Raw genomic sequence first — 25,678 nt, forward strand, 5'->3', positions numbered from 1 at the left:
TTGCATCAATCCATTCTAGCGCCCGGCGAGCGTCATTCCCTCGATCGCGAGAGTCGGGGCCGCAACACCGTATTTGCGGTCAATGTCGTTGGCGGGCGTTATGCGCATGAACATGTCCATGAGGTTCGAAGCGATCGTCACTTCGGACACCGGGAATGTCAGTTCGCCGTTTTCGATCCAGAAGCCGGTGGCGCCGCGGCTGTATTCGCCGGTGATCATGTTGACGCCCTGGCCGATAAGCTCGGTCACATAAAAGCCGTTGCCGACGCTCCGGATCAGATCTTCCGGCGAAATGTCGCCAGGCTCAAGGGCGAGGTTCGTGGAGGTGGGTGTTACCGAATTGCCGCTGCGCACCCCGCGCCCGTTGGTTTGCATGCCGATTTCGCGCCCTGTCGCGGTGGAGAGAAACCAGTGCTTCAGCACACCATCCTCGATCATGACCAGCCTCTCGCCGGAAATGCCCTCGCCATCAAAGGGACGCGACGACGGGCCGCGAACGATCAAGGGGTCGTCCGTAATCGAAAGGCCGGATTTCAAGACCTGCTGGCCCATCTTGTCGCGCAGGAAGCTGGACTTGCGCGCGACCGCCGCCCCATTGATCGCGCCGGCGATATGGCCGACAAAGCCCCGGGCGATGCGCGGATCGAAGACGACCGTGACGTCCTTGCCGGTATCGACCTGGCGCGGATTGACACGCTTGACCGCACGCTCGCCGGCACGGCGGCCGATTTCGGCAGCCTCGTCGAGTTCGGCATAATAGAGGCGGCTGTCGTAGTCGTAGTCGCGCTCCATGCCGGTGCCTTCGCCGGCAATGACGCTGACCGAACGGCCGAAGCGCGAGCCCATGTAGCTTCCCTCGAAGCCGTGCGACGTGACGAGAACCAGGCCTCCATAACCGGCCGAAGCCCCGCCGCCGGAGGAATTGGTGACGCCCTTGACCTCAAGCGCCGCGGCCTCCGTCGCAAGGGCGGCCTCGCGCAACATGTCGGAGGAAACCTCCGTCTGGTCGAAAAGCTCGAGGTCGGGATAGGACTTCGCAAGCCTGTCCTCGTCCGCAAGGCAGGCGAACGGATCTTCGGGCGAAACCTTCGCCATTGCGACGGCGCGTTCGGCGAGCGCCTGTAGATCGAAGCCGGGATTGGCGGAAACGCTGGCAACCTTCTTGCTGACGAACACCCGCAGCGAAAAATCGTCGCTCTCAGACGATTCCGTGCCTTCGACCTTGCCCAGGCGGACGCTGACGGACTGCGAGCGAGAACGCACGACAACCGCATCGGCGGCATCGGCGCCGGCCTTCCTGGCGAGATCGATCAACTGGCTTGCGCGGGAAAGAAGTGTCGAGGAAGCTATTTCTGAGGACATGATTTGGCCTTTCCTTGGGCTTCCATTTATTGTGCACTTCCGGAAGCATCAAGGCCGCCGCTGCCGATTCTTTTTCGCGCAGCTTGCAGCCCACCCTATCATTGAAAGAACTTCACAGCATGTCCGCTCCCAATGCCCTCTTTTCCGAAACGATCCTGCTGCTCGGCGGAGCGGTCGTCGCAGCTCCGATTTTTAAGAAGCTCGGGCTTGGAACCGTGCTCGGCTATCTTGCCGCAGGGGTGGTGATCGGCCCGATCCTTCACGGCATCGCCGATAGCGAGCAGGTTCTGGGCGTTGCCGAACTGGGCGTGGTCTTCCTGCTCTTCATCATCGGCCTTGAGCTGAAACCGTCGCGACTTTGGCAGATGCGCCGTGACATCTTCGGGCTCGGCACCGCGCAGGTCGTGCTGACCGGACTAGCTTTGATGGCGCTTGCCTATCTTTCCGGCGTGCTCGACTGGCGGGGAAGTATCATCGCGGGTTTCGGGCTTGCGCTTTCCTCCACCGCCTTTGCCATACAGATTCTCGACGAGCGGGGCGAGGTGAACACGAGGTACGGACAGCGCTCCTTCTCGATGCTGCTTCTTCAGGACCTGGCGATCGTACCGCTGCTAGCGCTGATCACCGTTCTCGACGGTGGAAACGGCAGCAATACCCCGTTGCTGGACTTTGCCATCTCCGTCGGCGCCGTCGGCGCGATGATCATTATGGGCCGCTATCTGCTGACACCGCTCTTTCAGGTGATCGCAAGGACCGGCGCACGCGAGGCGATGATCGTGGCCGCCCTCTTCGTCGTTATGGGATCAGCCAGCCTGATGCAGTTCGCCGGGCTTTCCATGGCGATGGGTGCGTTTCTCTCCGGCGTCATGCTCGCCGAATCCTCCTACCGGCACGAGCTTGAAGCGGACATCGAACCCTTCCGCGGCGTGCTGCTCGCCATTTTCTTCATGGCGGTCGGACTGTCGCTTCAACTGAACGTGCTGATCGACAATGCAATCTTCATCATCGCCGCGGTGCCGATCTTCATGGCCGTCAAGGCGGTGATCATCTATGGCCTCTGCCGGGTGACCGGGTCTTCGCACGACGATGCCATCCGCATTGCCTTCCTGTTGCCGCAGGGAGGCGAGTTCGGGTTCGTGCTGTTCACCTCTGCGGGTGCGGTCGGACTGATGCCCTCGAGCACCGCATCGCTTCTCGTTGCCATCGTGACGCTCTCAATGGCACTGACACCACTCGGCGCCGCACTTTCGAAGCGCATGCTGAAGGGGGACGAACAGGAAGAACTCGACGAGGACTTCGAGGGAGCAGGAGCCGATGTGCTGATGGTCGGCTTCTCGCGTTTCGGTCAGATCGCTGCACAGATCCTGCTGGCCGGCGGGCGGGACGTGACGGTGATCGACTTTTCCCCGGACCGCATCCGCCAGGCCTCGTCGTTCGGCTTCCGCATCTATTTCGGCGACGGCACGCGCAAGGACGTGCTGCGCTCTGCCGGAATCGACAGAGCCAAGATCGTTATCGTCTGCACACAAAAGCGAGAGATCACCGATAAGGTGGTGGAACTGGTGCAAGCCGAATATCCGCATGCCAAGCTCTTCGTGCGCTCCTACGACCGCATCCATTCGATTGCGCTCAGAAACCTCAATGTCGATTACGAACTGCGCGAAACGCTGGAGTCCGGCCTGCTGTTCGGCCGCCGCACGCTGGAGGCGCTCGGAGTGAGCATGGAGGACGCCTATGAAATCGGCGAGGATATCCGCCGGCGCGACGAGGAGCGGCTGGTGCTGCAGGTCACCGAAGGCCTGCAAGCCGGCCGTGACATGCTCTTCTTCCGGCCGGTACGGCCGGAACCGCTGGTGAAGCCCAAGCGGGCGCTGGAACTCGACGACGATCCGTTGGCTGGAACCGCAGAAGCGACCGCCGATGCTTAGGGCGGCGAACTAGGCTCTGATGCGAGCGTCGAATTCCTGTTCGAGCGCACGCTTCAATTCGTCCTTCACGCCTGCCGACATCGCCAGCACCTCGCGCGCCTTCAGGAAATCCATGACGCCGGTGCGGCCGACGGAAGGGCGCAGGAAGATATGCGGCGGCTGGAGCTTCAATTTGAGGCTGATCGCGGTCTGCATCATCAACTGGCCGGATCCGAAGATGCTTTCCATGCGGTTCGGAATATGCGTGCCATCGCCTTCCGGAGCGCCGACGACATCGACGCCGATGACGATGTCGGCGATATCCATCAGGCATTCGTAAGGCACCGGATTGCTGATGCCGCCGTCGATCATCACCCGGCCATCAAGGCGCACGGGCATGAAGACAGCGGGGATGGAAGACGATGCCGCAAGCGCCGGGAACAGCGCCCCCTCGTTGATGACGACCTCGTTCTGCCCGTAATAATCGGTCGTGATGACGTTCATCGGAATAGGCAGATCCTCGAAACGGTCCGGCAGGTCGGCAGGCAGGAAAGCTTTGAGGATACGCTCAAGATTGAACTGACCGATGCGGATGCCTTTGGCAACGGCGTCCCGGACCGTCTGCGGCCGGAGACCCCAGATGCGGCTGACGACGGCAGTCTTGTTGCCGACGGTCATCAGCGCGTGCTCTCGGATCGCATCACCCGTCATGCCGGCGGCCATGCCGGTGCCCATGATCGCGCCGATCGATGCACCGGAAATCGCAACCGGGCGGATTCCGAGTTCGTCGAGGGCGTCAATGACGTGGATATGGGCAAGACCGCGTGCGCCGCCGCCCCCGAAGGCTACGGCCACAGTGGGCGTCGCGCTTGGGACAGGCATGTCATTACTCTCAATAACCGCCTGCTGCACAATCCCACTCCGGATGATCCGCCGCTACTGTGGTTGGTAGCGGAAAAAATGCACCTTTGTATCGCCGAAGACGCGATCTTCCAGAAAGAGATAGGCAGGGTCGGCGGAAACGGCAACATCCGAACGCTCTTCCAGAACGGCGATAGCACCCGGCACGAGCCAGCCGCCCTTGGCTGCGGCAGCCATCGCCTTTTCGCCCAATCCCTTGCCATAGGGCGGATCGGCGAAAAGCATGTTGAATGGCTCGAGATTGCCGACGGAGCCGAGGTCCGTGGCATCACGCCGCAGGATGCGCGTGCGGCCATGGAGGCTCAGGGCGTCGATATTCTCCCAGAGAAGCCCCCTGCCCTCGACGCTGTTTTCGACGAAGAGCGCATGGCGGCAACCGCGCGACACGGCTTCGAGGCCGACGGCGCCAGTCCCGGCAAACAGGTCGAGGATCCGGGTGCCGTCAAGACATTCCGGATAGGCATGGTTCAGGATATTGAACAGGCTCTCACGCGTCCGGTCGGCAGTCGGCCGGATGTCGTTCGATTTCGGTACGGCGAGCGGCCGTCCGCGAAACTCACCGCCGACGATCCGCACCGCGCGTCATTCCCTTTCCTTTCGGTCCACCACGCGACGGCCCGCCCGAAGGCCTGCCGCCACCACCCGGCCGATCGCCCTTGGGCTTGCCGGAGAAATTCTTCGATCCGCCCGGCTTACCGCCGAAGCTCTTGCCGCGGGGCTTACCGCCCGCAGGCTTGTCGCCGAATGGCCGTTCGCCACGCGGACGTTCCGAGCGGCCCTCTCCGGGAGCGCTGCGTGCAGCACGCGGACGATCGCCGAAGGAACGGGGACGCTCGTCACCCTCTTCGCGCGGCCTGCGATCACCGCGAGGCCTGTCGCCGAAGGGGCGATCGCCGCGCGGAGGACGGTCGCCAGCCGGGCGGTCTCCGCGAGCGGGACGATCACCAAACGAACGTGGGCGCTCATCACCCTCTGCACGCGGTCTGCGGTCGCCACGAGGCTTGTCGCCGAAAGGCCGATCTCCACGGCGGTCTCCACGAGCGGGGCGGTCACCAAAGCCGCGGCCCTCGCGGGCCGGCCGGTCGCCGAACGAGCGCTTGTGGCCGAAACCTTCGCCGTCATCCTTGCCCTTAGCCGGGACTTCGCTGGAACGGATCCACTCGCCTTCATCGTCGCGGGCACGGTTGATCTGCGGGCGCGGGCGATCCTCGCCGCGGGCAAAGCTCTTCGGCTGATCGTCGAATTCGCCGCGCTTGCGGGCGGTCTTGGCATTCTTGGCGGCCTTCGCCGCGGCCTTTTCGCCAAGCGGACGGGCGCCGGGCGCCATCCAGACATTGGCGCTGCGACGGCTGCCGAGCGCCGGGCGCTTCGGCCGGTCGTCATCCCTGCGGCCACCTTCGTGCCTGTCCTCCCGACGATCGTCGCGCTTCGTATCGAGGCGGCTCAGCGCACGCTCGCGCTTGTCTTCCGGCTTGCGAGGACGTTCGCGCCGTTCCGGCTTGGCTTCAGCTTCTTCCTCGGCGGCTACGGCAGGCGCGTTGTAGATCGGGGCATCGAAATTCGCCTTGGCATCCTCGATCAGCCGCGGACCAAGCTGATCGCGCAGCGTGCGGCCGCGCACTTCGATCACGTGGCCCTCCGGCAGATCGCCGAGCTGGAACGGGCCGTAGGAAATACGGATGAGACGGTTCACATCGAGGCCGAGCGCACCGAGCACGTTCTTGATTTCGCGGTTCTTGCCTTCGCGAAGACCCATGGTGATCCAGACGTTGGAACCCTGTGTGCGGTCGAGCGTCGCCTCGATCGAGCCGTAGAGCACGCCGTCGACGGCGATGCCGTCCTTCAACTTGTCGAGCGCTTCCTGATCGATCTCGCCGTGGGCGCGCACCCGGTAGCGGCGCAGCCACCCGGTGGTCGGCAGCTCGAGGGCGCGCGCAAGCCCGCCGTCATTGGTAAGCAGAAGCAAACCTTCCGTATTGATATCGAGGCGGCCGATCGACATGACACGGGGCAGCTCTTCCGGAAGCTTGTCGAAAACGGTCGCGCGGCCTTCCGGGTCGGAGTTAGTGGTCACCAGGCCGGCAGGCTTGTGATAGAGCCACAGGCGGGTGCGCTCGATGCCGCGGATCGGAACGCCATCGACCTCGATCTTGTCGGCAAGCGTGACGTTGACGACCGGCGTATCGAGAATCTTGCCGTTCAGCGTGACGCGGCCTTCCATGATCATGCGCTCAATGTCGCGGCGCGAGGCAACGCCTGCGCGCGCCATGACCTTGGAGATGCGTTCCGCCTTGGCCTCGCCTTCGGCCTCGGTGGCTGCAGCCGTCGGCGCAGCGCTCCTTGCCGGCTTGCCTTCATTTTTCGGCCGCGCATCGCGCGCGGGGGGCTTGCCACCCGGCCGTTTTGGCTTGTCTTTGAATGTCATTTGTTGTTTGCCTGCCTTTTGGGGCCTGTCTATCAGGTCGCGCCCCTGCGGTTAAGTAGGAAATTGCCGGATCGTGAAGACAAATCAGTTTATGGAAATGGCACTCGAGGAGGCGCTGGCAGCGGGCGAGCGCGGCGAAGTGCCCATCGGCGCCGTTGTGGTCTTAGAAGATAGGGTGATCGGACGCTCCGGCAACCGGACGCGAGAGCTCAACGACGTGACCGCCCATGCTGAGGTTGCGGCCATTCGTATGGCCTGCGAGGCGCTGGGACAGGAGCGCCTGACCGGCGCCGATCTCTATGTGTCGCTGGAACCCTGCACGATGTGCGCCGCCGCCATTTCCTTCGCGCGTATCCGCAGGCTGTACTACGGCGCGGAAGACCCGAAGGGCGGCGCGGTCGATAACGGCGTGAGGTTCTACGCGCAGCCCACATGCCACCACGCCCCGGAGGTCTATTCCGGTTTGAACGAAGTTCGATCGGCTGATCTTCTCAAGAAATTCTTTCAGGAAAAGCGAGATATCTGATCCCGCCCCGCAGGCGGCTGCTACTGAAGGAAGTTCCACCATTTCTTGCCGGTACCGGCAACAGCGGCATCCTTCTTGCGCTGCTTATCCTTCTTCGTCTCGGGTTCGCCGAGATCCTCAAGCTTGGCCGGGTCGTCGACCTGACGATATTCCGTCGGCGGATCGGAGATGAAGCGGCGCTGATCGATATAAGCACCCTTCTGCAGGGCACGGGCTTCGCGATAGGCCTTGGTCTGGGCTTCCGTCGTCGGGCGGCCGCCTTCGACGCCATTCTTGGCAAGCGGCGAGACGTAGGTGGATTTATCGCTATTGTCATCCGCCTCCTTGACGAGGCGTGCACGGGTTTCTTCCGGCGACTCGACCCACTGCGGATTGCCCGCAGTGGCGATCGACTGCTGCGGCTCGACAAGCGTTTCCCCGGAAGCCTGTGCCGGCATGACCAGCGTCGGGCGCGGCGTGTACTTTACGCCCTTGTTCTTGGGCTCGCGAGGCGCAATAGACACTGCCTGACCGAGATCGTCGCCGAGCTGTGCCATTGCGGTCGTGCCGGTGCCATAGGTCGGGCTCGTGCAGCCCGAAGTCATCGAGCTCGCCGCCACAACAACTGTCAGGCAAGCGCCTACATGGAACCAACGCGTCGCTAACATGAAAACCTTTCCAGCCATGCCGGTGCAATCATCGCCCTACCGGAATGTCCCCCTGACGTAAAATTCCGGCCATTTTCAGGCAGCTTCTACCGGATGAACTGCAAAATAGCAATTCATCCGGTAGTTTTCCTCTGCTTTACAATCCGAGCTCGCGAAGTGCAGCGGCGTCGCGTGCCGATACATCCGGATGGTTCGGATCGGACCCGACATCCTTGGTGATGCGCCAGGAGCGGGCGCATTTGGTGCCTTCGGCAAGTTTCGGCTCGACGCTGACACCGGGAACTTCCGGCAGACGGAAAGCCTCCGCCGGACCTTCGCCGCCGACAACAGCGATATCCGAGGTGATGCAGATTTCCGCGAAATCCAGCCCGTCGAGCGCGGCGCGGAGCGCACCGTCCGTGACGTGCACGACCGGGGCCGCCTCCAGCGACGAGCCGATGCGCTTGTCCTTGCGCTCGATTTCGAGAGCGCCGGTGACGACCGAGCGGATGGCGCGGACCTTCTTCCACTTCTCGGCGAGCGCCTCGTTCTTCCATTCGGCCGGGATTGCCGGGAATTGTTCGAGATGAACCGACACGGCGGAAGGATCGCGCGAAAGCCAAGCCTCCTCCGTGGTGAAGGGCAGCATCGGCGCAAGCCACGTCACCATGCAATCGAAGATCGTGCGGATGACATGCAGGCTTGCACGGCGGCGCAGGCTGGACGGCGCATCACAGTAAAGCGCATCCTTGCGGACGTCGAAATAGAAGGCCGAGAGCTCGACATTGGCAAAGTCGATGAGCGCGCGGGCGATCTTCTTGAACTCGAAGGCGTCGTAGGCTTCGCGCACAAGCTGATCGAGTTCTACCAGACGATGGAGCATGAGCTGCTCAAGCTCCGGCAGATCGCCAAGCGCGATGACCTCGCCCTTGTCGTGCGCCAGTGTGCCGAGCATCCAGCGGATCGTGTTGCGCAGCTTGCGATAGGCGTCGATGTTCGTCTGGATGATCGCCTTGCCGAGACGCTGGTCTTCCCAGTAGTCGGTGGTCATGACCCAGAGCCGCAGGATGTCGGCGCCGGCGTCTTTCATGACTTCCTGCGGGGTGACGGTGTTGCCCTTGGACTTCGACATCTTCTCGCCCTTCTCATCCATGGTGAACCCATGGGTGACAACGGCGTCGTAGGGCGCGCGGCCGCGGGTGGCGCAGCTTTCCAGAAGCGAGGAATGGAACCAGCCACGATGCTGATCCGAGCCTTCGAGATAGACGTCGGCCGGCCACTTGAGGTCCGGGCGATCCTCGAGCGTGAAGGTGTGCGTGGAGCCAGAATCGAACCAGACGTCGAGGATATCCATGACCTGCGTCCAGGGCTCGTTGGCCTTCGCGCCAAGGAAGCGCTCGCGAGCGCCTTCGGCGAACCAGGCATCGGCGCCTTCCTTCTCGAAGGCTTCGAGGATGCGGGCGTTCACCGCCTCGTCCTGCAGGATGCCGCCCTCCTCATCGACGAAGAGGCAGATCGGCACGCCCCAGGCACGCTGGCGCGACAGGACCCAATCCGGACGCTGTTCGATCATCGCGCGCAGGCGGTTCTGGCCGGCGCCGGGCACGAAGCGGGTTGCGTCGATGGCGCTCAGCGCGCGCGAGCGCAGCGTGGTGCCGTCGCCGAGTTCCTTGTCCATATAGACGAACCACTGCGGCGTGTTGCGGAAGATGACCGGCTTCTTCGACCGCCAGGAGTGCGGATAGGAATGCTTCAGGCGACCGCGCGCAAACAGCGCATGGCGGGCGATCAGCGCCTTGATGACCCGTTCATTGGCGTCACCCTTCTTGCCCTTGTCATCGATGACGCGTGCCGCCCCACCCTCGGCGTCCGGACCGAAGCCGGGAGCGTCAAGGGTAAAGAATCCTGCGTCATCCACAGGGAACGGGATCGTCGAGGAGATGCCGCGCGCTTCGAGCGCCCGGGCGTTGTCCATCCAGGCGTCGAAGTCTTCGCGGCCATGGCTAGGCGCTGTATGGACGAAACCGGTGCCGGCATCATCGGTCACATGATCGCCATCGAGCAGCGGCACCTGGAAATGGTAGCCGCCGCCGAGGCCGTGCAGCGGATGGGCGCAGGTGATGGCGGCAAGTTCCGCCGCTTCCACGTCGCGAACATGTTTAAACGTCACCTTCGCCTTCGCGGCAGATTCCTCTGCCAGACGCTTGGCAAAGATCAACTTCTCGCCGGGTTGCGGACCGAAATCATTCTCCGCCGATGCAACCTCGTAGAGGCCGTAGCCATAGCGCGAGGAATAGGCGATCGCGCGGTTGCCCGGGATCGTCCATGGCGTCGTCGTCCAGATGACCACAAAGGCGCCTGCAAGAGATTCCGGGCCTTCCACGACCGGAAACTTCACCCAGATCATATCGCTTTCGACATCGGCATATTCGACTTCGGCTTCCGCAAGCGCGGTGCGCTCGACCACCGACCACATGATCGGCTTGGAGCCCCGGTAGAGCTGACCGCTCGTCGCGATCTTGAGGAGCTCGCCGGCAATGCGGGCCTCGGCATGGAAATTCATCGTCGTGTAGGGATTGTCGAAGTCGCCCTCGATGCCGAGGCGCTTGAACTCCTCGGACTGGATCTTGATCCAGCCGGCGGCGAATTCGCGGCACTCCTGACGGAATTCGTTGACCGGAACCTCGTCCTTGTTCTTGCCCTTCTCGCGGTACTTCTCCTCGATCTTCCATTCGATCGGAAGACCGTGGCAGTCCCAGCCGGGGACGTAGTTGGCATCACGGCCACGCATCTGGAACGAGCGGTTGATGACGTCCTTGAGGATCTTGTTCAGCGCGTGGCCGATGTGGATGTTGCCGTTGGCATAGGGCGGGCCGTCGTGGAGGACGAACTTCTCCCGGCCGGCGGCGGAGGCGCGCAGTTTCTTGTAAAGGCCCATCTCCTGCCAGCGGGCAACGGTTTCCGGCTCCTTCTGCGGCAGGCCGGCGCGCATCGGGAAGTCAGTCTCGGGCAGATAGAGGGTCTTCGAGTAGTCGATCTTTTCGGCTGTATCGGTCATGTTCAGCAATCGTTTCTGAGCGCCTTTTAGGCGCAACGGCTTCTAAATGTCTGGTGACGGAAGCGCTCGTTCACCCAAGCGCCAAAAACCCGGACCTTCCGGTCGCTTAGCGCGCGCGGAAGGCCGGGCCGATAATTCGCATCGCGCTCGGCAGCCGGACTTTGTTCATCGCGCCGGTTCATAGGCGCTTTTGCCGGGAAAAGGAAGAGGATTTTGCACTCGGCAGGCAATCACGAGCCGAGGTTAAATTGCCTGCCCGGCAGAATAATTTCGTGACACTGTCGAAATGACCGCAGCTCGAACGTCTTTAGGTTGCGGGCGTATGGAGGACACCAGGCGCCCTGATCAAACGTATCCCTGAGGAGTGAGGTGGATATGAGCAGTTCCTACCGTTGGGTCATCGTCGCCGCGGGCGCCCTGATGACGTGCGTTGCGCTCGGCGCGATGTTCTCTCTTGCCATTTTCCAGGTACCGATCGCCACCGAAACCGGCTGGTCGCACACCGGTATCGCCAGCGCCATGACACTCAATTTCGTCGTCATGGGCATTGGCGGCTTCATGTGGGGAGCGATCAGCGATCGCTTCGGCCCCCGCATCGTCGTGCTGATCGGCGCAGCGCTGCTCGGGCTTGCGCTCGTTCTTGCCAGCCGCGCCGGATCGCTCATCCAGTTCCAGCTGACCTATGGCATCGTCGTCGGACTTTCCGCCAGCGCCTTCTTCGCGCCGATGATCGCGGCGACGACCGCATGGTTCGACGAGAACCGCGGGCTCGCTGTTTCGCTCGTCTCGGCCGGAATGGGCGTCGCACCCATGACGATCTCGCCGCTCGCCCGTGCGCTGATCTCGGCCTATGACTGGCGTACTGCGATGCTGATCATCGGCGTCGGCGCATGGATGCTTCTGATACCTGCAGCGCTCCTCGTCCGCCGCGCACCCGTAACAGCCGGCGAAGCCGGGGCGTCCATGCTGGCGGACGGCGAACGGCCAGCGCTTGGCAAGATCTTCCGCTCGCCGCAGTTCATCGTTCTCGGCGGCACCTTCTTCGCCTGCTGCGCGGCGCATTCCGGCCCGATTTTCCATATGGTAAGCTACGCCACCATTTGCGGCGTGGCGCCGATGGCGGCCGTCAGCATCTATAGCGTGGAAGGACTTGCGGGCCTTGGCGGACGGCTTCTTTATGGCAGCCTCGCCGACAGGCTCGGGGTGAAACCGGTGCTCGTCGCCGGGCTGCTGGTGCAGGCGGCGGCGCTCGCCACCTATCTCGCCGTCAGCGAACTCGGCCAGTTCTATGCGCTCGCCGTCATCTTCGGCAGCGCCTATGGCGGCGTGATGCCGCTCTATGCCATCCTTGCGCGCGAATATTTCGGCCCGCGCGTCATCGGCACGGTGTTCGGCGCCGCGACGATGCTTTCCAGCATCGGCATGGCCTTCGGACCGTTGGCCGGCGGCTGGATCTTGGACACCTACGGCAACTATTCCTGGCTGTTCATCGGCTCGGCGCTGGTCGGGCTTGGGGCCGCGGGGATTGCCTTGGCATTCCCGCCGTTCCGCGGCGAGAATGCCCAGGCTGCGTTGGGAACGTCGTGACCGTGGACGGTGCTAGCTGAAGCAGAGTTTCCGGTCGAGCTCGCCGAGCGGCTTGACGCCCGCAAGCAGCGCCCTCGCCTCCTGCTCGTCGCGCTTCATCTGCTCGATGAGGGCTTCCAGGCCATCGAACTTCAACTCGGGCCGCAGATAGCCGAAGAGGGAGACGGAACAGGTCCGGCCATAAAGATCGCCGCTGAAATCGAAAAGATAGGTCTCGAGCAGCGTCGCGCCGTTTTCGGTCACCGTCGGTCGTCGGCCATAGCTGGCGACGGCATCGTAGAGCGTGCCGTCGTCCAGGCGGAAGCGAACGGCGTAGATGCCGGCTGCAAGTTCGGCCTCTGGCGGAAGCTGCATGTTGGCCGTCGGAAAGCCGAGCTGCCGGCCGAGCTTTTCCCCGCCAATCACCTCGGCCTCGACCGTGTAGTGATAGCCGAGCTGAGCGGCCGCCTCACTGACGTCGCCTTCCTTCAGCAGCTCGCGGATGCGGCTCGAGGAGACAACCTCGGCATTCTCGTCGCGGAAGGCGTCGATCAGGGTGACGCCGAAGCCGTATTTGTGGCCGGCATCCATCAGGAAGGCCGGGCCGCCCTCGCGGTTCTTGCCGAAATGGAAATTGAAACCGGTGACGACTTCGGACGCGCCGAGCCAATCCCGGAGGATGCCGTGAACGAACTCGTCAGGCGAGCGCTGCGAAAACTCACGATCGAAGGGGTATTCGATGACGGCATTGAAGCCGATCGCCTCGAGGATACGTGCCTTCAAAGGGGCTGGCGTAAGGCGAAAAACCGGCGTTTGTGGCTTGAAGACCGTTCGCGGATGGGGTTCGAACGTCAGCACGAGCGCGGGGATGCCCCGCTCTTTCGAGATTTCCAGCGCGCGATTCAGCACCGATTGATGGCCGCGATGCACGCCGTCGAAATTGCCAATGGCAATCACCCCGCCTTTCAAGCGGGCGGGCAAGGGTTCGCGGGTTTCGTTGCGGTGGAAGACGGTCATCGGCGGGCTCTTCTTAAGCGAGGCGCGGCATCCACCACTTCGGCGTTGCCCTCTCGCGCTCGAGGAAGGCGTGCAGGATCGCCTCGTCGGGCTCCCCGTTCAGCGTGTATTCCTTGGCATGAATGCCGCCGCTGATATACAGAAGATCGAGGCCGTAATCGAGAGCCCCGCGCACATCCGTCGGCATACCGTCGCCGATCGCGAGAATACGGCTCTTCGGGAAATCGCCGTGGGCCTCGCGCGCAGCCGCAAGCACGGCGTCATAGATCGGCGTGTGCGGCTTGCCGGCGATGCGCGTTTCGCCGCCGAGTTGGTGGTAGTAAGCGGCCATCGCACCGGCGCACGGGATGATGCGGTGTCCGCGCTCGACAACGAGGTCCGGATTGGCGCAGATCATCGGCACGTTGCGTGCCTGAAAATCCTTCAGCATCTCCGTATAGTCTTCCGGCTTTTCCGTCTCGTCGTCGAAGAAGCCGGTGCAGACGAGCGATTCAGCCTCCTTGGCATCGACGCGCTCGACGCCGAGGCCCTCGACGATTGCACGGTCGCGTTCAGGACCGAGCAGGAAGACCTTCTTCGGGCCTTCGGCAATCAGGCCGCGCGTGACGTCGCCAGAGGTGACGATCCGATCATAGGCGCCGTCCTGTATGCCGATCTGGCGCAGCTGGTCGACCACCTGCGGCGCGAGCCGCGGCGAATTGGTGATGAGCACGACGGTGAGCCCCTCGGCGCGCGCCGCTTCGAGAGCCGCCGCAGCCTTCGGGAAAGGGTCGATCCCATTGTGCAGCACACCCCAGACGTCGCAGAACACGGCGTCATACTGGCTGGTGATCTCCGCAAAACTCTCAATCCGCTTGGCCATTCGATTTCCCGATTGCTTTTCAGTCAGGCGTGACATCGCAAAGGCATGCCGCGATGGCAAGGATTTTCGGCCGATCCTTTAGCAAAAACCTGAAGCGGCCTCCACCGGCCGGGCTGCGGCATAGATTCCGCAATCGTCTGGGACATTTCTCGCGCTCTTCACAATTCCGGCGCAAAAATCCGTGATGGGTCTTCTTGACTCCTTCTGGAGCCATCCCTAAATGCTCGCCGCTAGCACTCCTCACTGGAGAGTGCTAACACTCATCGATGTGGGCCTTCCCGGTCCGCGAATGTCATTTGATCGAGGGATTAGACAATGGCAAGCACCAATTTCCGCCCCCTTCACGATCGCGTCGTTGTTCGCCGCGTTGAGTCCGAAGAAAAGACCAAGGGTGGCATTATCATCCCGGACACCGCCAAGGAAAAGCCGCAGGAAGGCGAAATCGTCGCCGTCGGTTCCGGCGCTCGTGACGAGTCCGGCAAGGTCGTCGCTCTCGACGTCAAGGCTGGCGATCGCGTTCTGTTCGGCAAGTGGTCGGGCACCGAAGTCAAGATCAACGGCGAAGACCTTCTGATTATGAAGGAAGCCGACATCATGGGCATCATCGGCTGATCAGCCGGTTATCCCGTCCAGAATATCGCTGACACCCTTTTCAGGAGTTCTCAAAATGGCAGCTAAAGAAATCAAGTTCGGCCGCACCGCGCGCGAAAAGATGCTGCGCGGCGTCGACGTTCTCGCTGACGCAGTGAAGGTAACGCTCGGCCCGAAGGGTCGTAACGTCATCATCGACAAGTCCTTCGGCGCTCCGCGCATCACCAAGGACGGCGTATCGGTCGCCAAGGAAATCGAACTTGAAGACAAGTTCGAAAACATGGGCGCCCAGATGGTCCGCGAAGTTGCTTCGAAGACCAACGACATCGCCGGTGACGGCACCACGACTGCTACCGTTCTCGCCCAGGCCATCGTTCGCGAAGGCGGCAAGGCCGTAGCAGCCGGCATGAACCCGATGGATCTGAAGCGCGGCATCGACCTCGCTGTTGCTGAAGTCGTCAAGGATCTCCAGGCCAAGGCCAAGAAGATCAACACTTCGGAAGAAGTCGCACAGGTCGGCACGATCTCCGCAAACGGCGAAAAGCAGATCGGTCTCGATATTGCTGAAGCCATGCAGAAGGTCGGCAACGAAGGTGTCATCACCGTCGAAGAAGCCAAGACCGCTGAAACCGAACTCGAAGTCGTCGAAGGCATGCAGTTCGACCGCGGCTACCTGTCGCCCTACTTCGTGACCAACCCGGAAAAGATGATCGCCGACCTCGAAGACGCCTTCATCCTCCTGCACGAAAAGAAGCTTTCGAACCTCCAGGCTATGCTCCCGGTTCTCGAAGCCGTCGTTCAGACCGGCAAGCCGCTCCTCATCATCGCTGAAGATGTCGAAGGCGAAGCTCTTGCTACGCTCGTCGTCAACAAGCTGCGTGGTGGTCTCAAGATCGCTGCCGTCAAGGCTCCGGGCTTCGGCGATCGCCGCAAGGCCATGCTGGAAGACATCGCCATCCTGACGGGCGGCACTGTCATCTCCGAAGACCTCGGCATCAAGCTCGAAAACGTTACGCTCGACATGCTCGGCCGTTCCAAGAAGGTTTCGATCTCCAAGGAAAACACCACGATCGTTGACGGTGCCGGCGCAAAGTCCGACATCGAAGGCCGCGTTGGTCAGATCAAGGCTCAGATCGAAGAAACCACTTCCGACTACGACCGCGAGAAGCTGCAGGAACGTCTTGCCAAGCTCGCTGGCGGCGTTGCCGTGATCCGCGTCGGCGGCTCGACGGAAGTCGAAGTCAAGGAAAAGAAGGACCGCATCGACGACGCTCTCAACGCGACGCGCGCTGCCGTTCAGGAAGGCATCGTACCGGGCGGCGGCGTTGCCCTGCTTCGTTCGTCCACGAAGATCACCGCAAAGGGTGAGAACCAGGACCAGGAAGCCGGCATCAACATCGTTCGCAAGGCACTTCAGTCGCTGGTTCGCCAGATCGCTGAAAACGCTGGTGACGAAGCCTCGATCGTTGTCGGCAAGATCCTCGACAAGAACGAAGACAACTACGGCTACAACGCTCAGACCGGCGAATACGGCGATCTGATCGCTCTCGGCATCGTCGACCCGGTCAAGGTTGTTCGCACCGCTCTGCAGAACGCAGCTTCGGTTGCTTCGCTGCTGATCACCACCGAAGCCATGATTGCCGAAGCTCCTAAGAAGGACGGCGGCGCTGCTGGCGGCATGCCGGGCGGCATGGGCGGCATGGGCGGCATGGACATGATGTGATAGGCGAAAGCCTGCACATCTGAGCCATCCGGTTCAGTTCAGGAAGGGCGGTCCTCGGGCCGCCCTTTTTGTTTGCCGGCGAGCGATTCGACCATCTGACAAAGCCGATGTATTTCCGATGGTGAAACGTTTAAGCGAGAGGGGCGAAGGTACTAGCCGAGATCGAGGCTTTCGCGAAACTTGCTTTTCTTGTTTATTTTATGCGTTACTTATACTTGTAGCGAAAGTCGTATTTCAGCCTAGAAGTAAGAATTTTTAAAAGGTGGAACCGTTTACACGTGATCCGGACCGCAAAATTCTACCGGATTTTAACAGTTTTTGGTGCGGAAAGCGCCGTCAATGCATCAGCCGGCCTTCAGTACATCACGGAAAAAACATTTGCCGAGCGCACAAAACTGCATATAAATCCGCGCTGCAATTTTGAACGCATAAGAATACTTTTTCCCCCGCCAGCAAAAGCAATTCCGGCAAAGTCGGCCAGGTGCCTTCCAAGCCAAGATTTCGAGTAAAGCATTGTAGTAGAGCGCTGCCGGCAAGCCGCGCTTTGAACGCCCGGACATGAAGGACGGCGCAGCATGAGGATGTTTCGTCAGACTGCACGAGAGCGCGGATAGAACTGCGTCCGACCCGGGAAAGCCCTTGTTTAAGATCGCCAAAGCAACCGCTACCGCCCCCCGCATGCATGACTCACTGGATCTGCCGCATCACGATCAGGAGATGCTTGCGCAGTTCTCCGTCTCCGAGGCCTGGACCGGCGACTTTTCGACGGGCATTATCCGTCTCGGCGAGTGGAGCAGTATGCTGCATGGCCTTTCAACACAGGAATGCGGTCTTCTGAGCCTGTTGCGCTGCTATGATCCGAAAGATCGCGCCCATATCCTCACCCTATTCGAGCAAGCTGCGACGCTTTCGTCATCCTTCTGCTTCTCCACGACAATCCTGATGCCGAACGGTTTGCGGCAGCCGGTTTTCTGCATGGGTGCATCGAGCGGACTCGAGGCGCAGTTCAGCGGCAGCATGGCAGGCGTCTTCCTCTTCCCGCGGTTCAAGCTGGAACAAGGACATCAGATCGCCACCCGGCAATAGGCAGAAGCTTAAAAAGGCCGGTCCTGAGACCGGCCTCTTTTGTTTGCGCCGATTACTCCGGCTTGACGGGAATGTTCAGGCCCTTTTCGCTTGCCGGGCGAGCAATGCAGCGCTCGAGCCACGCCATGACGGAGGGGAACTTTGCGTAGTCCAGGACCTCCCTGCCGCCGTAGAAGATATCGGCGCCACGGATCCATGGGAATGTTGTGATGTCCGCGATCGTGTAGGTGTCGCCCATGATCCATTGACGTCCCTGCAGACGTGCCTCTAGCACGCTGAGCAGCCGCTTGGCTTCGTCCCGATAGCGCTCCACCGGATAGGAATTGTTGGCGACCTTCTCGGCCGCGAATTTGTAGAAGTGGCCGAATTGGCCGAGCATCGGGCCGATCCCGGCCATCTGGAAGAATACCCACTGAATGGTCTCGTAGCGCCCTACGGCATCCGCCGGTATGAGCTTGCCGGTCTTTTCCGCGAGATAGAGAAGGATCGCGCCGGATTCGAAGAGGCCAATCGGCTTGCCGTCAGGGCCGTTCGGATCGATAATCGCGGGGATACGGCCGTTCGGATTGAGCGAGATGAATTCGGGAGACTTCTGCTCGTTCGTAGCGAAGGAAATATAATGCGGCTCGTATGGTAGGCCGAGCTCTTCCAGCGCGACCGACACCTTCACGCCATTCGGCGTTTGCAACGAATAAAGCTGGATGACGTCGGGGTTCTTTGCCGGCCAGCGCTTGGTGATCGGGAAGCTTGAAAGGTCTGCCATTGGAATCTCCTTGGGGGATGGGAAGCAGACCATAGAAGAGCAGCTACCGCGAACACAAGCCACGCTGCGTGAGCGGTCGTTTCAAAATATTGAACAAACCGTCCGCTTCTGTTTATCTTTTCAGCTACGTCAAAATGAGCGAGTAGAAGGGGCAACGAGGTTCAGAAAGTGCCGGGGGCACAGGGACCTCCAGAGCAATCCAAACGGAGATCACGTCCATGTCGAATACCAGCAACGGCCTTATTCTTGTCGCCCGCATCCTCCTGTCCTTCATGTTTATCCTTGCTGGCTTCGGCAAGGTCACCGATCCGGCAGGCACTGCCGGCATGATCGCAGGCGCAGGCTTTCCTGCCGCAACGGCGCTGACCTATCTCGCAGGTCTCTTCGAACTGCTGACCGGCCTTGCCGTTCTCGTCGGCTTCCAGGTCCGCATCGTCGGCTGGTTGCTTGCGGCCTTCTCTATCTTCACTGCCATCTTCTTCCACCTGCCCTATGCCAGCGGCACCGAGCTGGTGAATATCCTCAACCAGATCATGGTCATGAAGAACTTCACGCTGGCCGGCGGTTACATCCTGCTCGCCACGGTCGGCGCAGGCGCCTACTCGATCGATGCCCGCCGCGGCGCATCTGCCGTCCGCGCATAAGCGAACAACCTCCCAAGCATAAGAAACCCGCCGTCGAAAGACGGCGGGTTTCTTCGTTTGGTCCTATGCTGAAATCAGAGGGCGCTTCGCACCGCTTCGATGATCCTTGCCAGCGACTGCTCGTCAGCGTGATTGTCCTTGCGGGCGCGCATGAGGCAGGCTTGCGAGCGCAGGATCACGCCGTCGTTCAGCACTCGCAGGTGGTTCGCCTTCAAGGTGGAGCCTGTCGAGGTGATATCGACGATAATGTCGGCCGAGCCGGACGCGGGAGCGCCTTCCGTCGCGCCAAGGCTTTCGACGATACGATAGAGCTGAATGCCGTGCTGGCTGGAGAAGAACTGCTGCGTCAGCCGCCAGTATTTGGTCGCGATGGTCAAGCGGCGGCCGTGGCGGGCGCGGAAGTCGGCGGCGACGTCTCCGAGATCGGCCATCGTATCGACGTCGAGCCATATTTCCGGAACGGCGACCACCACGTCAGCCTGCCCGAAACCGAGGCGGGCGCAGAATTCCACGCGCTTGTCTGCTTCAGCCAATCCTTCGCGTACGAGATCCTCGCCCGTCACACCGAAATCGATCGAGCCGTTGCCGAGTTCACGGGAGATTTCCGAGGCCGACAGGAAGGCGACATCGACGTCGTCCCATCCCTCGACGCGGCCGCGATAGGAGCGGTCGTTGCCGACGGCACTAATCTTCATGCCGGCGCGTTCGAAGATCGCCGAAGCGTCGTCCTTCATGCGGCCCTTGGAGGGCAGTGCGATGGTGATCGTCATGCCGCCGCCCTTTCCGTTTCGATGCGATCGAGCCAGAGCGAGAAGCCAACGGCCGGAATGCGATCCTTGGCGCCGAGCAGCGTCAAAAGCCTGTCGAAGCGCCCGCCGCCCACCAGAACGGCGGAAGAGCCTTCGATACCGACCTCGAAGACAAGGCCGGTATAGTAATCGAGCGGGCGCCCGAAGGCGGCGCGATAGTCGATGGACGACAGATCGATGCCGGAGTTCCCAAGGGCCGCCACCCGGCCATCGAAACGCGAAAGGGCGTTACCGAGCCTCAAACCGGCGGCATCGGCAAAGCCGGCGAGCGCGGCAGACGCGTTTATGAGCGGCACCCTGAGGGACAGGAACTCCTCGAGCACGCGGAAGGCCGCGTCGTCGAGGCGCGTTTCCGACAGGATCAGCTTCTCCTTCAGGCGGCGTGCGATCTCGGCCGGCGAGCGGCTTGCATTCGAGGAATAGCCGGTCGCCTGCATCGTCGTGTCGATGTGGGCGATGAGCGCCGCCTCATCTCCGGTCGCGATCAGCCGGGCGATATCGTCGTCGAGGCCGGTCACGAACTGCGGGCTGACGAGGCTCGCAAGCAGCGCCTCAAGCTGCGTCATGTTGCCGAAGGCGTGGATCAACCGCTTCTGCCAGCCGAGCGGCAGGCCGAGCGCCTGAACGACGGCTTCGAAGACCGCCTGATCGCCAAGCGTTACCGAGAAGCGCTTGCCGGGGAGAAGCCGCGTCAGGATGGCGGTCGCATCGCCGATGGCGCGGGCGTCAGCGCTGGCGATATTGATGTCGCCGAGATCTTCAATGCCAGCCTGGTAGAATTCGTTGCCGCCCTCACGGCGCTGGCGGAAAACCTCGCCGAGATAGGAATAGCGCTTGGGCGTGCCGGTGGCCGTTTCGATGTGGCGAATGCAGACGGGAATGGTGAATTCCGGGCGCAGGCACAGGCTCGCGCCGGTCTCGCTTTCCGTCATGAAGATGCGGCGGCGGAGGTCTTCGCCGGCGATGTCGAGAAAAGGCTCGGCCGGCTGGATTACCGGCGTGTCGATCCGCGCCGTCTTTCGGGCGGCGAATTCGTCCAGAAGGTCGTCGGCGAAATCGGGGAGGTTGATCAGGGGCATGTCAGCCCGCCCTCGCGCGATCTTCCGCCTGCGCCGCCAGAATTTCCTTCACCTTGGCGACGAGATCGGTCTCGGCAACGGTCTCCTGTGCGACGCGGGCCTCGCGCCAGCTCGCATTGTCCTCGATCTCGCCGGAAAGGCGCTTGCCCTCGATCAGATCCTTGATCTGCACGACGCCCTCAGCGCGCTCGTCGCCGCCCTGAATGATCGCGATCGGGCAGCCGCGGCGGTCGGCATATTTCAGCTGGTTGCCGAATTTCTTCCAGTTGCCCTGGAACATCTCGGCGCGGATGCCGGCGGCACGCAGCTCCTGCGTCATGCGCTGATAGCGGCCCATGGCGTCCACATCGCCGTCCATGACGGTGACGAGCACCGGCTCGATGACGTCCTGCTGGCCGAGCTTGCCGAGGTTCTTCAGCGCCGTCATCAGCCGCGAAACGCCGATGGAGAAGCCGGTCGCCGGGACCGGCTGGCCCATGAAGCGGGACACAAGGCCATCATACCGCCCACCGCCACCGACAGATCCGAAGACGACCTTTTCGCCCTTCTCGTTGGTCACGTCGAAGGTAAGTTCGGCCTCGTAGACCGGGCCAGTGTAATATTCGAGACCGCGCACGACGGAAGGGTCGATGATGACACGACCATCGTCATAGCCTGCTGCCCTCAAAAGTGATGCGATTACCTTGAGTTCCCCGAGCCCATCAAAGAGAACTGCATTATTCTCTTCATTTGCACCGATCTGACGGGCCTGTGCATCAAGCCATTCAGGCGGATATTCGACGTCAATGCAATCGAACCAGCGGCTTGGATTGCGACCGTGCCGCTCAGCGAACTCAGCATCAGATATGCGTCGTCCTTCGGCCGCAATTCCGATTCGAGCTTGAACTTCTAGCAATCCGACTAGGAACTCGATGTGAGGCTGCTCAAGACCTGCCCCCTTGGTGAAATCGCCGGATTCGTCTTTACGTCCCGGACCGAGCAAAAGTCTGACCCCATCAGCGCCAAACTTGTCAAACTTATCAATCGCACGCAGCACGTTGAGCCGCCGCAATGCATTCTCGTCACCGCCAAGGCCGATCGCCTCCAGCACGCCGTCCAGAACCTTTCGGTTATTCACCCGGATAACGTAATCGCCGCGCTTGATGCCGAGGGCTTCCAGCGTATCGGCCATCATCATGCACATTTCCGCATCGGCCTGGACGCCCGGCGCACCGACGGTATCGGCGTCGAACTGCATGAACTGGCGGAAGCGGCCCGGACCGGGCTTTTCGTTCCGGAACACATAGCCGGCGCGATAGGTACGGTAGGGAAGCTGGATCTCGTTGAAGTTTTCCGCGACATGGCGGGCGAGCGGCGCCGTCAGGTCGTAGCGCAGGCTCATCCACTGGTCGTCGTCGTCCTGCAGCGAGAAGACGCCTTCGTTCGGGCGGTCGCTGTCGGGCAGGAACTTGCCAAGCGCATCGGTATATTCGAGGAGCGGCGTTTCGACCGGATCGAAACCATAATGCTCATAGACTTCGCGAATCTTCGCGGTCATCTCGTTGACGGCGCGGATATCCGCCGCCGAACGGTCGACGAAGCCGCGCGGCAGGCGAGCCTTGAGCTTTTGTGGTTTCTTCTGCTTGTCGTTCATTTCCAACGCATTCCGCTCAATCGTGACAGTGGCGATTTCCTAGCGGATTGGGCCGGTAGCGGCAAGGGCGAAGGGGCCTTGAAGTGAACCGCAGAATCAAAGATCGAACAAGCACAGCCCAAATTGCGGAACCAGCCATGATCGTCGAAGCCTTGCTCTATCTCGCAACCCTGCCCGTCACGGCCAAGCCGCACCGTAAGTTCGTCCGCTATTCGGTCAATCTCTGGTCCCGCGGCAGGCGCTGCAGCAGGCAGTGGGCGGAGCATGAAGAGAAGAGCCAGTCGGCCATGCTTGCGGCGGCCTCCGGCCTTCGGCAGAAGCGGACGGTGGTCGTCTTGGGATCAGGACTCCTGCGCGACGTGCCGATCGAAGCGCTTTCCAAATCCTTCGACACGGTCGTCCTCGTCGATCTTGTGCACCTCGCCTCCGTCCGCTTCCGGCTGAAGGCAAAGGGATACCGGAACGTTCGCCTCATCGAGCGCGACCTTTCCGGCTACGATGCGTTGCGGGAAACGGGTTCGGCGGAGCCGCTCGGCTTCCTTCGCGGTGTGCCCTATCTCGATCTCGTCATTTCCGCCAACCTGCTTTCCCAGATCGGCCGCGGCGTCAAGCGGCGCTTCGAGGCCGAGCAGGACGGGGCGATGCCCCGGGATACCGTGCAGCGCCTGATTGCCGCGCACATCGAGGGCCTTCAGATCCAGCCCTGCGCTACCTGTCTCGTCACTGACACTTCCTACGCGGTGATCGACCGGAACGGAAAGACGCATGAGACCGCCGATTTGCTGCACGACGTCGCGCCGCCGGCTGACAAGACATCGTGGACATGGCCCGTCGCGCCACTTGGTGAGGAGAGCCGCGATTACCAGATCATCCACCAGGTGATTGCCGCTTATTGAGATGCATATTATGCTGGCTGCAATCCAGGATTTATTGTATCACTTTTAATATCGGATATCATTGCGGTGAAGATCGTTTGGGATGAGCCGAAGCGCCTCGCAAATCTCGATAAGCACGGATTGGATTTTGCCGATCTCGACCTGATGTTTTTCCTGTCCGCCGTTCTTCAACCCGCTCGCGGAGGCCGCATCATGGCGATCGGCAGATTTACGGACGGCACCATCGTGGTGATCTTCGCAAGACTGGGCGAAGAGGCTTTATCAGTGATTTCAATGCGCCCGGCCAAGGCAACGGAAAGGCGGCTACTGAATGACAGCAAAGAAAACTGAGTTGCAATCCGAATTCAAAGAAGGCCGCGGATACAGCAAGGAAGATTGGGACGCGGTCAGCGACAATCCCGAATGGACCGAGGAAGACTTCAAGAACGCGCGGCCCTTTGCCGAAGTCTTCCCGGAGCTTGCTGAAAGCATCCGCCGGGCGCGGGGCAGACCTGCTGTCGAAAAACCGAAGAGGCAGATTTCGCTGCGGCTCGATCCAGACGTGATCGACGCCTTCAAGGCGACCGGAAAAGGCTGGCAGGGACGGATCAACGAGGCGTTGCGAAAAGCAGCGAAGCTTTGAAAGCATTCTTATGAGCGGCCTTGGTTTTTGATGGCCATTCGCCTACCCTCCGCCCATGCGCTTCTTTGCCATCACAACGATGCTTTTCGGCTGGCTGTTTTACAGCGCGATGTCCGCACTGGCGGGTTGCCCCATGTGCGCGTCGATGCAGCAGCCCGTCATGGCCGAGATGCATCACGACATGGCGGGCATGGACATGTCGGCGCATACTAAGACGGACTTGCCCAAAAATCCCTGTGTAACCGGCGACACTGCGCATATGGCCTTCTGCACGGTCTGCGTAGTCGTGCCGCCAGCGCTTATGGTCGACACAAATGCGAAGCATATATTCGCTTATCCTTCGCCCGGCGCCGGGCAAGCGCTCGCCGATCATCGCATTGCCCCGCAACCGCCGCCTCCCCGGCTCGTCTGACGCAGTTTCTTCCATACCGATCGTGCGGCATCCGCCGCGCCTGTGAACCTATTGTCAGACAGAGGAAGGAAATCCCATGTCTTTGAAAATTCTCGCTTTCACCGCAGCTTTCGCGTTTGCCGTCCCGGCATTTGCCGAGGACATGCAGATGGACATGAGTAAGCCAATGGATATGATGAAGCCGATGGGCGACCACAGCCCTTCAAGCCATGCTTTCGCCAAAGCGAACGCCAAGATGCACAAGGATATGATGGTCGAGTTGACCGGCAACACCGACGTCGATTTCGTCCGCAGCATGATCCCGCACCATCAGGGTGCGATCGACATGGCGAAGATCGAGTTGCAATACGGCAAGGATCCGGAAATCCGCAAACTCGCCGAAGCGGTCATCAAGGCCCAGGAAGCGGAAATCGCCGAAATGAACACCTGGTTGAAAGCCCACGCGAAGTAAAGCCGTCAAGCAAGGAAACGCCGGTGCCTGACGCACCGGCGTTTCCGTTTTCAGTTCAGGCCTTCGGCTCGAAAGGTTCCGGGCGGCGGGCGGCGCCCTGGCGGGCAAGCATCCAGCCCGGATATTCCGGCGCCAGCGCGCTGACCTCGTCGAGTTTCTGCAGATCGCCGGCATCGAGCTTCAGCTGGACGGCGGCAAGGTTCTGATCGAGCTGATCGATGCGCTTCGCGCCAATGATGACGCTGGTGACGAACGGCTTGGCGAGAACATAGGCGAGTGCGACCGTTGCGACGCTGCTGCCGTGCTTTTCGGCAATCTCACGCATAACGGCAACGCAGGCCCAGGCCTTGTCCTTGTCCACCGGCGGAAAATCGAAGCTGGCGCGGCGGCCTTCGCCGTTGCCGGGCGCGCCCGGACCGTATTTGCCGGAGAGCAGGCCGCCGGCAAGCGGCGACCAGACCATCAGGCCGAGCTTCTCCTCATTCATCAGCGGCACGATATCGCGTTCGAGATCACGGCCGGCGATGGAGTAGTAGGCCTGGACGGTTTCGAAGCGGGCAAAGCCGCGGCGTTCGGAGATGCCGAGCGCCTTGGCGATCCGCCAGGCCTGCCAGTTCGAGACGCCGATATAGCGCACGAGACCGCGGGAGACGAGATCGTCGAGAGCGCGCAGCGTCTCGTCGATCGGCGTCACCGTAT

Annotated in this window: 25 protein-coding genes; 12 read left to right on the forward strand and 13 right to left on the reverse strand. The window is 61.5% G+C overall.

All coding sequences use genetic code 11. The features are described 5' to 3' along the window. Positions 1-15: 15 nt before the first annotated feature. Positions 16-1,362: a TldD/PmbA family protein gene (locus ACPYOI_RS24445; RefSeq protein ID WP_481415719.1), complete on the reverse strand. Its 1,347-nt coding sequence runs from the start codon at positions 1,360-1,362 to the stop codon at positions 16-18. A 119-nt stretch (positions 1,363-1,481) separates the two neighbouring features. Here ACPYOI_RS24445 and ACPYOI_RS24450 point away from each other — a divergent pair, with 119 nt between their 5' ends. Continuing rightward, on the forward strand, positions 1,482-3,290 hold the full coding sequence (locus ACPYOI_RS24450; protein WP_481415718.1) for a monovalent cation:proton antiporter-2 (CPA2) family protein: 1,809 nt from the start codon (positions 1,482-1,484) through the stop codon (positions 3,288-3,290). Positions 3,291-3,299: 9 nt separating this feature from the next. Here ACPYOI_RS24450 and ACPYOI_RS24455 read toward each other — a convergent pair whose 3' ends face one another. The 3 genes from ACPYOI_RS24455 to ACPYOI_RS24465 are packed head-to-tail and all read right to left on the reverse strand — an operon-like array spanning position 3,300 to position 6,615. Next, positions 3,300-4,181 carry a patatin-like phospholipase family protein gene (locus tag ACPYOI_RS24455; protein WP_481415717.1) on the reverse strand — a complete coding sequence of 294 codons (882 nt, stop codon included), beginning with the start codon at positions 4,179-4,181 and terminating at the stop codon, positions 3,300-3,302. 24 nt (positions 4,182-4,205) lie between these two features. Continuing rightward, a complete protein-coding gene (gene rsmD / locus ACPYOI_RS24460) occupies positions 4,206-4,766 on the reverse strand; it encodes a 16S rRNA (guanine(966)-N(2))-methyltransferase RsmD (protein ID WP_168828535.1) in 561 nt (186 codons plus the stop codon). Continuing rightward, positions 4,747-6,615, reverse strand: coding sequence for a pseudouridine synthase (locus ACPYOI_RS24465; RefSeq protein WP_481415716.1), 1,869 nt, complete (start codon positions 6,613-6,615; stop codon positions 4,747-4,749). Before ACPYOI_RS24465 ends, rsmD begins: the two co-directional genes overlap by 20 nt. Positions 6,616-6,706: 91 nt before the next feature. Here ACPYOI_RS24465 and ACPYOI_RS24470 point away from each other — a divergent pair, with 91 nt between their 5' ends. Continuing rightward, the gene (locus ACPYOI_RS24470; protein ID WP_168828533.1) at positions 6,707-7,141 is read left to right on the forward strand and encodes a nucleoside deaminase; all 435 of its coding nucleotides are present in this window, start codon (positions 6,707-6,709) and stop codon (positions 7,139-7,141) included. A gap of 20 nt (positions 7,142-7,161) precedes the next feature. On the opposite strand, the gene ACPYOI_RS24475 is transcribed toward ACPYOI_RS24470, so the two are convergent. Continuing rightward, positions 7,162-7,788, reverse strand: a complete 627-nt coding sequence (locus ACPYOI_RS24475; RefSeq protein ID WP_481415715.1) for a hypothetical protein — start codon at positions 7,786-7,788, stop codon at positions 7,162-7,164. A 136-nt stretch (positions 7,789-7,924) separates the two neighbouring features. After that, positions 7,925-10,825: an isoleucine--tRNA ligase gene (gene ileS, locus ACPYOI_RS24480; protein ID WP_481415714.1), complete on the reverse strand. Its 2,901-nt coding sequence runs from the start codon at positions 10,823-10,825 to the stop codon at positions 7,925-7,927. Between the two features lie 375 nt (positions 10,826-11,200). Between ileS and ACPYOI_RS24485 the strand changes: the two genes are divergently transcribed. Beyond that, entirely contained in the window at positions 11,201-12,412 is a 1,212-nt protein-coding gene (locus tag ACPYOI_RS24485; protein ID WP_481415713.1) for an MFS transporter, read from the forward strand. Positions 12,413-12,424: 12 nt separating this feature from the next. Here the strand turns inward: ACPYOI_RS24485 and ACPYOI_RS24490 are convergent, their stop codons facing one another. Together ACPYOI_RS24490 and ACPYOI_RS24495 are read right to left on the reverse strand one after the other, a co-directional pair. Then, positions 12,425-13,408, reverse strand: a complete 984-nt coding sequence (locus ACPYOI_RS24490) for a bifunctional riboflavin kinase/FAD synthetase (RefSeq protein ID WP_481415712.1) — start codon at positions 13,406-13,408, stop codon at positions 12,425-12,427. Positions 13,409-13,421: 13 nt separating this feature from the next. Next, positions 13,422-14,270 carry a TIGR01459 family HAD-type hydrolase gene (locus tag ACPYOI_RS24495; protein ID WP_481415711.1) on the reverse strand — a complete coding sequence of 283 codons (849 nt, stop codon included), beginning with the start codon at positions 14,268-14,270 and terminating at the stop codon, positions 13,422-13,424. Positions 14,271-14,585: 315 nt separating this feature from the next. Between ACPYOI_RS24495 and groES the strand changes: the two genes are divergently transcribed. The 3 genes from groES (at position 14,586) to ACPYOI_RS24510 (ending at position 17,670) form a co-directional block, all read left to right on the forward strand. Next, positions 14,586-14,882: a co-chaperone GroES gene (gene groES / locus ACPYOI_RS24500; protein ID WP_004675403.1), complete on the forward strand. Its 297-nt coding sequence runs from the start codon at positions 14,586-14,588 to the stop codon at positions 14,880-14,882. Between the two features lie 55 nt (positions 14,883-14,937). Further along, positions 14,938-16,584 (forward strand): chaperonin GroEL, encoded by a 1,647-nt coding sequence (gene groL / locus ACPYOI_RS24505; protein ID WP_481415710.1) that lies wholly within the window; start codon positions 14,938-14,940, stop codon positions 16,582-16,584. Positions 16,585-17,223: 639 nt separating this feature from the next. Next, positions 17,224-17,670 (forward strand): hypothetical protein, encoded by a 447-nt coding sequence (locus tag ACPYOI_RS24510; RefSeq protein WP_481415709.1) that lies wholly within the window; start codon positions 17,224-17,226, stop codon positions 17,668-17,670. Positions 17,671-17,722: 52 nt separating this feature from the next. On the opposite strand, the gene ACPYOI_RS24515 is transcribed toward ACPYOI_RS24510, so the two are convergent. Further along, positions 17,723-18,433, reverse strand: a complete 711-nt coding sequence (locus ACPYOI_RS24515; protein ID WP_481415708.1) for a glutathione binding-like protein — start codon at positions 18,431-18,433, stop codon at positions 17,723-17,725. A 218-nt stretch (positions 18,434-18,651) separates the two neighbouring features. Between ACPYOI_RS24515 and ACPYOI_RS24520 the strand changes: the two genes are divergently transcribed. Next, on the forward strand, positions 18,652-19,077 hold the full coding sequence (locus ACPYOI_RS24520) for a DoxX family protein (RefSeq protein ID WP_168828524.1): 426 nt from the start codon (positions 18,652-18,654) through the stop codon (positions 19,075-19,077). A 74-nt stretch (positions 19,078-19,151) separates the two neighbouring features. On the opposite strand, the gene hisG is transcribed toward ACPYOI_RS24520, so the two are convergent. Genes hisG through hisS form a run of 3 tightly spaced genes read right to left on the reverse strand, consistent with a single transcriptional unit; the run spans position 19,152 to position 22,598 of the window. Next, a complete protein-coding gene (hisG, locus tag ACPYOI_RS24525; RefSeq protein WP_481415707.1) occupies positions 19,152-19,847 on the reverse strand; it encodes an ATP phosphoribosyltransferase in 696 nt (231 codons plus the stop codon). Further along, positions 19,844-20,965 (reverse strand): ATP phosphoribosyltransferase regulatory subunit, encoded by a 1,122-nt coding sequence (locus ACPYOI_RS24530; protein ID WP_481415706.1) that lies wholly within the window; start codon positions 20,963-20,965, stop codon positions 19,844-19,846. The genes hisG and ACPYOI_RS24530 overlap by 4 nt, the downstream gene beginning before the upstream one ends. A gap of 1 nt (position 20,966) precedes the next feature. Next, a complete protein-coding gene (hisS, locus tag ACPYOI_RS24535; protein ID WP_481415705.1) occupies positions 20,967-22,598 on the reverse strand; it encodes a histidine--tRNA ligase in 1,632 nt (543 codons plus the stop codon). A gap of 137 nt (positions 22,599-22,735) precedes the next feature. Here hisS and ACPYOI_RS24540 point away from each other — a divergent pair, with 137 nt between their 5' ends. From ACPYOI_RS24540 to copM, 5 genes are all read left to right on the forward strand, one after another. Next, positions 22,736-23,494: a hypothetical protein gene (locus tag ACPYOI_RS24540; RefSeq protein ID WP_481415704.1), complete on the forward strand. Its 759-nt coding sequence runs from the start codon at positions 22,736-22,738 to the stop codon at positions 23,492-23,494. A gap of 66 nt (positions 23,495-23,560) precedes the next feature. Next, positions 23,561-23,824, forward strand: coding sequence for a BrnT family toxin (locus tag ACPYOI_RS24545; protein WP_481415703.1), 264 nt, complete (start codon positions 23,561-23,563; stop codon positions 23,822-23,824). Next, positions 23,805-24,116 (forward strand): BrnA antitoxin family protein, encoded by a 312-nt coding sequence (locus ACPYOI_RS24550; RefSeq protein WP_481415702.1) that lies wholly within the window; start codon positions 23,805-23,807, stop codon positions 24,114-24,116. Before ACPYOI_RS24545 ends, ACPYOI_RS24550 begins: the two co-directional genes overlap by 20 nt. Positions 24,117-24,249: 133 nt before the next feature. Beyond that, positions 24,250-24,528 (forward strand): hypothetical protein, encoded by a 279-nt coding sequence (locus ACPYOI_RS24555; RefSeq protein ID WP_481415701.1) that lies wholly within the window; start codon positions 24,250-24,252, stop codon positions 24,526-24,528. Positions 24,529-24,604: 76 nt separating this feature from the next. Then, positions 24,605-24,979, forward strand: coding sequence for a CopM family metallochaperone (copM, locus tag ACPYOI_RS24560; RefSeq protein ID WP_481415700.1), 375 nt, complete (start codon positions 24,605-24,607; stop codon positions 24,977-24,979). A gap of 55 nt (positions 24,980-25,034) precedes the next feature. Here the strand turns inward: copM and ACPYOI_RS24565 are convergent. After that, on the reverse strand, positions 25,035-25,678 hold a 644-nt coding region (locus tag ACPYOI_RS24565; protein WP_481423470.1), incomplete at its 5' end, for an aldo/keto reductase.

The sequence above is a fragment of the Rhizobium sp. SVR5-2C genome (assembly GCF_056755115.1).

What these genes read in the sequence shown, in the direction of transcription:
- ACPYOI_RS24465 (WP_481415716.1), bottom strand. Translation starts at nt 6,615, where the DNA reads ATGACATTCAAAGACAAGCCAAAACGGCCGGGTGGCAAGCCCCCCGCG.
- ileS (WP_481415714.1), bottom strand. Translation starts at nt 10,825, where the DNA reads ATGACCGATACAGCCGAAAAGATCGACTACTCGAAGACCCTCTATCTG.
- ACPYOI_RS24470 (WP_168828533.1), top strand. Translation starts at nt 6,707, where the DNA reads ATGGAAATGGCACTCGAGGAGGCGCTGGCAGCGGGCGAGCGCGGCGAA.
- ACPYOI_RS24475 (WP_481415715.1), bottom strand. Translation starts at nt 7,788, where the DNA reads ATGTTAGCGACGCGTTGGTTCCATGTAGGCGCTTGCCTGACAGTTGTT.
- ACPYOI_RS24555 (WP_481415701.1), top strand. Translation starts at nt 24,250, where the DNA reads ATGTGCGCGTCGATGCAGCAGCCCGTCATGGCCGAGATGCATCACGAC.
- groES (WP_004675403.1), top strand. Translation starts at nt 14,586, where the DNA reads ATGGCAAGCACCAATTTCCGCCCCCTTCACGATCGCGTCGTTGTTCGC.
- ACPYOI_RS24495 (WP_481415711.1), bottom strand. Translation starts at nt 14,270, where the DNA reads ATGGCCAAGCGGATTGAGAGTTTTGCGGAGATCACCAGCCAGTATGAC.
- hisS (WP_481415705.1), bottom strand. Translation starts at nt 22,598, where the DNA reads ATGAACGACAAGCAGAAGAAACCACAAAAGCTCAAGGCTCGCCTGCCG.
- hisG (WP_481415707.1), bottom strand. Translation starts at nt 19,847, where the DNA reads ATGACGATCACCATCGCACTGCCCTCCAAGGGCCGCATGAAGGACGAC.
- copM (WP_481415700.1), top strand. Translation starts at nt 24,605, where the DNA reads ATGTCTTTGAAAATTCTCGCTTTCACCGCAGCTTTCGCGTTTGCCGTC.
- ACPYOI_RS24445 (WP_481415719.1), bottom strand. Translation starts at nt 1,362, where the DNA reads ATGTCCTCAGAAATAGCTTCCTCGACACTTCTTTCCCGCGCAAGCCAG.
- ACPYOI_RS24530 (WP_481415706.1), bottom strand. Translation starts at nt 20,965, where the DNA reads ATGCCCCTGATCAACCTCCCCGATTTCGCCGACGACCTTCTGGACGAA.
- groL (WP_481415710.1), top strand. Translation starts at nt 14,938, where the DNA reads ATGGCAGCTAAAGAAATCAAGTTCGGCCGCACCGCGCGCGAAAAGATG.
- ACPYOI_RS24550 (WP_481415702.1), top strand. Translation starts at nt 23,805, where the DNA reads ATGACAGCAAAGAAAACTGAGTTGCAATCCGAATTCAAAGAAGGCCGC.
- ACPYOI_RS24485 (WP_481415713.1), top strand. Translation starts at nt 11,201, where the DNA reads ATGAGCAGTTCCTACCGTTGGGTCATCGTCGCCGCGGGCGCCCTGATG.
- ACPYOI_RS24515 (WP_481415708.1), bottom strand. Translation starts at nt 18,433, where the DNA reads ATGGCAGACCTTTCAAGCTTCCCGATCACCAAGCGCTGGCCGGCAAAG.
- ACPYOI_RS24540 (WP_481415704.1), top strand. Translation starts at nt 22,736, where the DNA reads ATGATCGTCGAAGCCTTGCTCTATCTCGCAACCCTGCCCGTCACGGCC.
- ACPYOI_RS24490 (WP_481415712.1), bottom strand. Translation starts at nt 13,408, where the DNA reads ATGACCGTCTTCCACCGCAACGAAACCCGCGAACCCTTGCCCGCCCGC.
- ACPYOI_RS24520 (WP_168828524.1), top strand. Translation starts at nt 18,652, where the DNA reads ATGTCGAATACCAGCAACGGCCTTATTCTTGTCGCCCGCATCCTCCTG.
- ACPYOI_RS24450 (WP_481415718.1), top strand. Translation starts at nt 1,482, where the DNA reads ATGTCCGCTCCCAATGCCCTCTTTTCCGAAACGATCCTGCTGCTCGGC.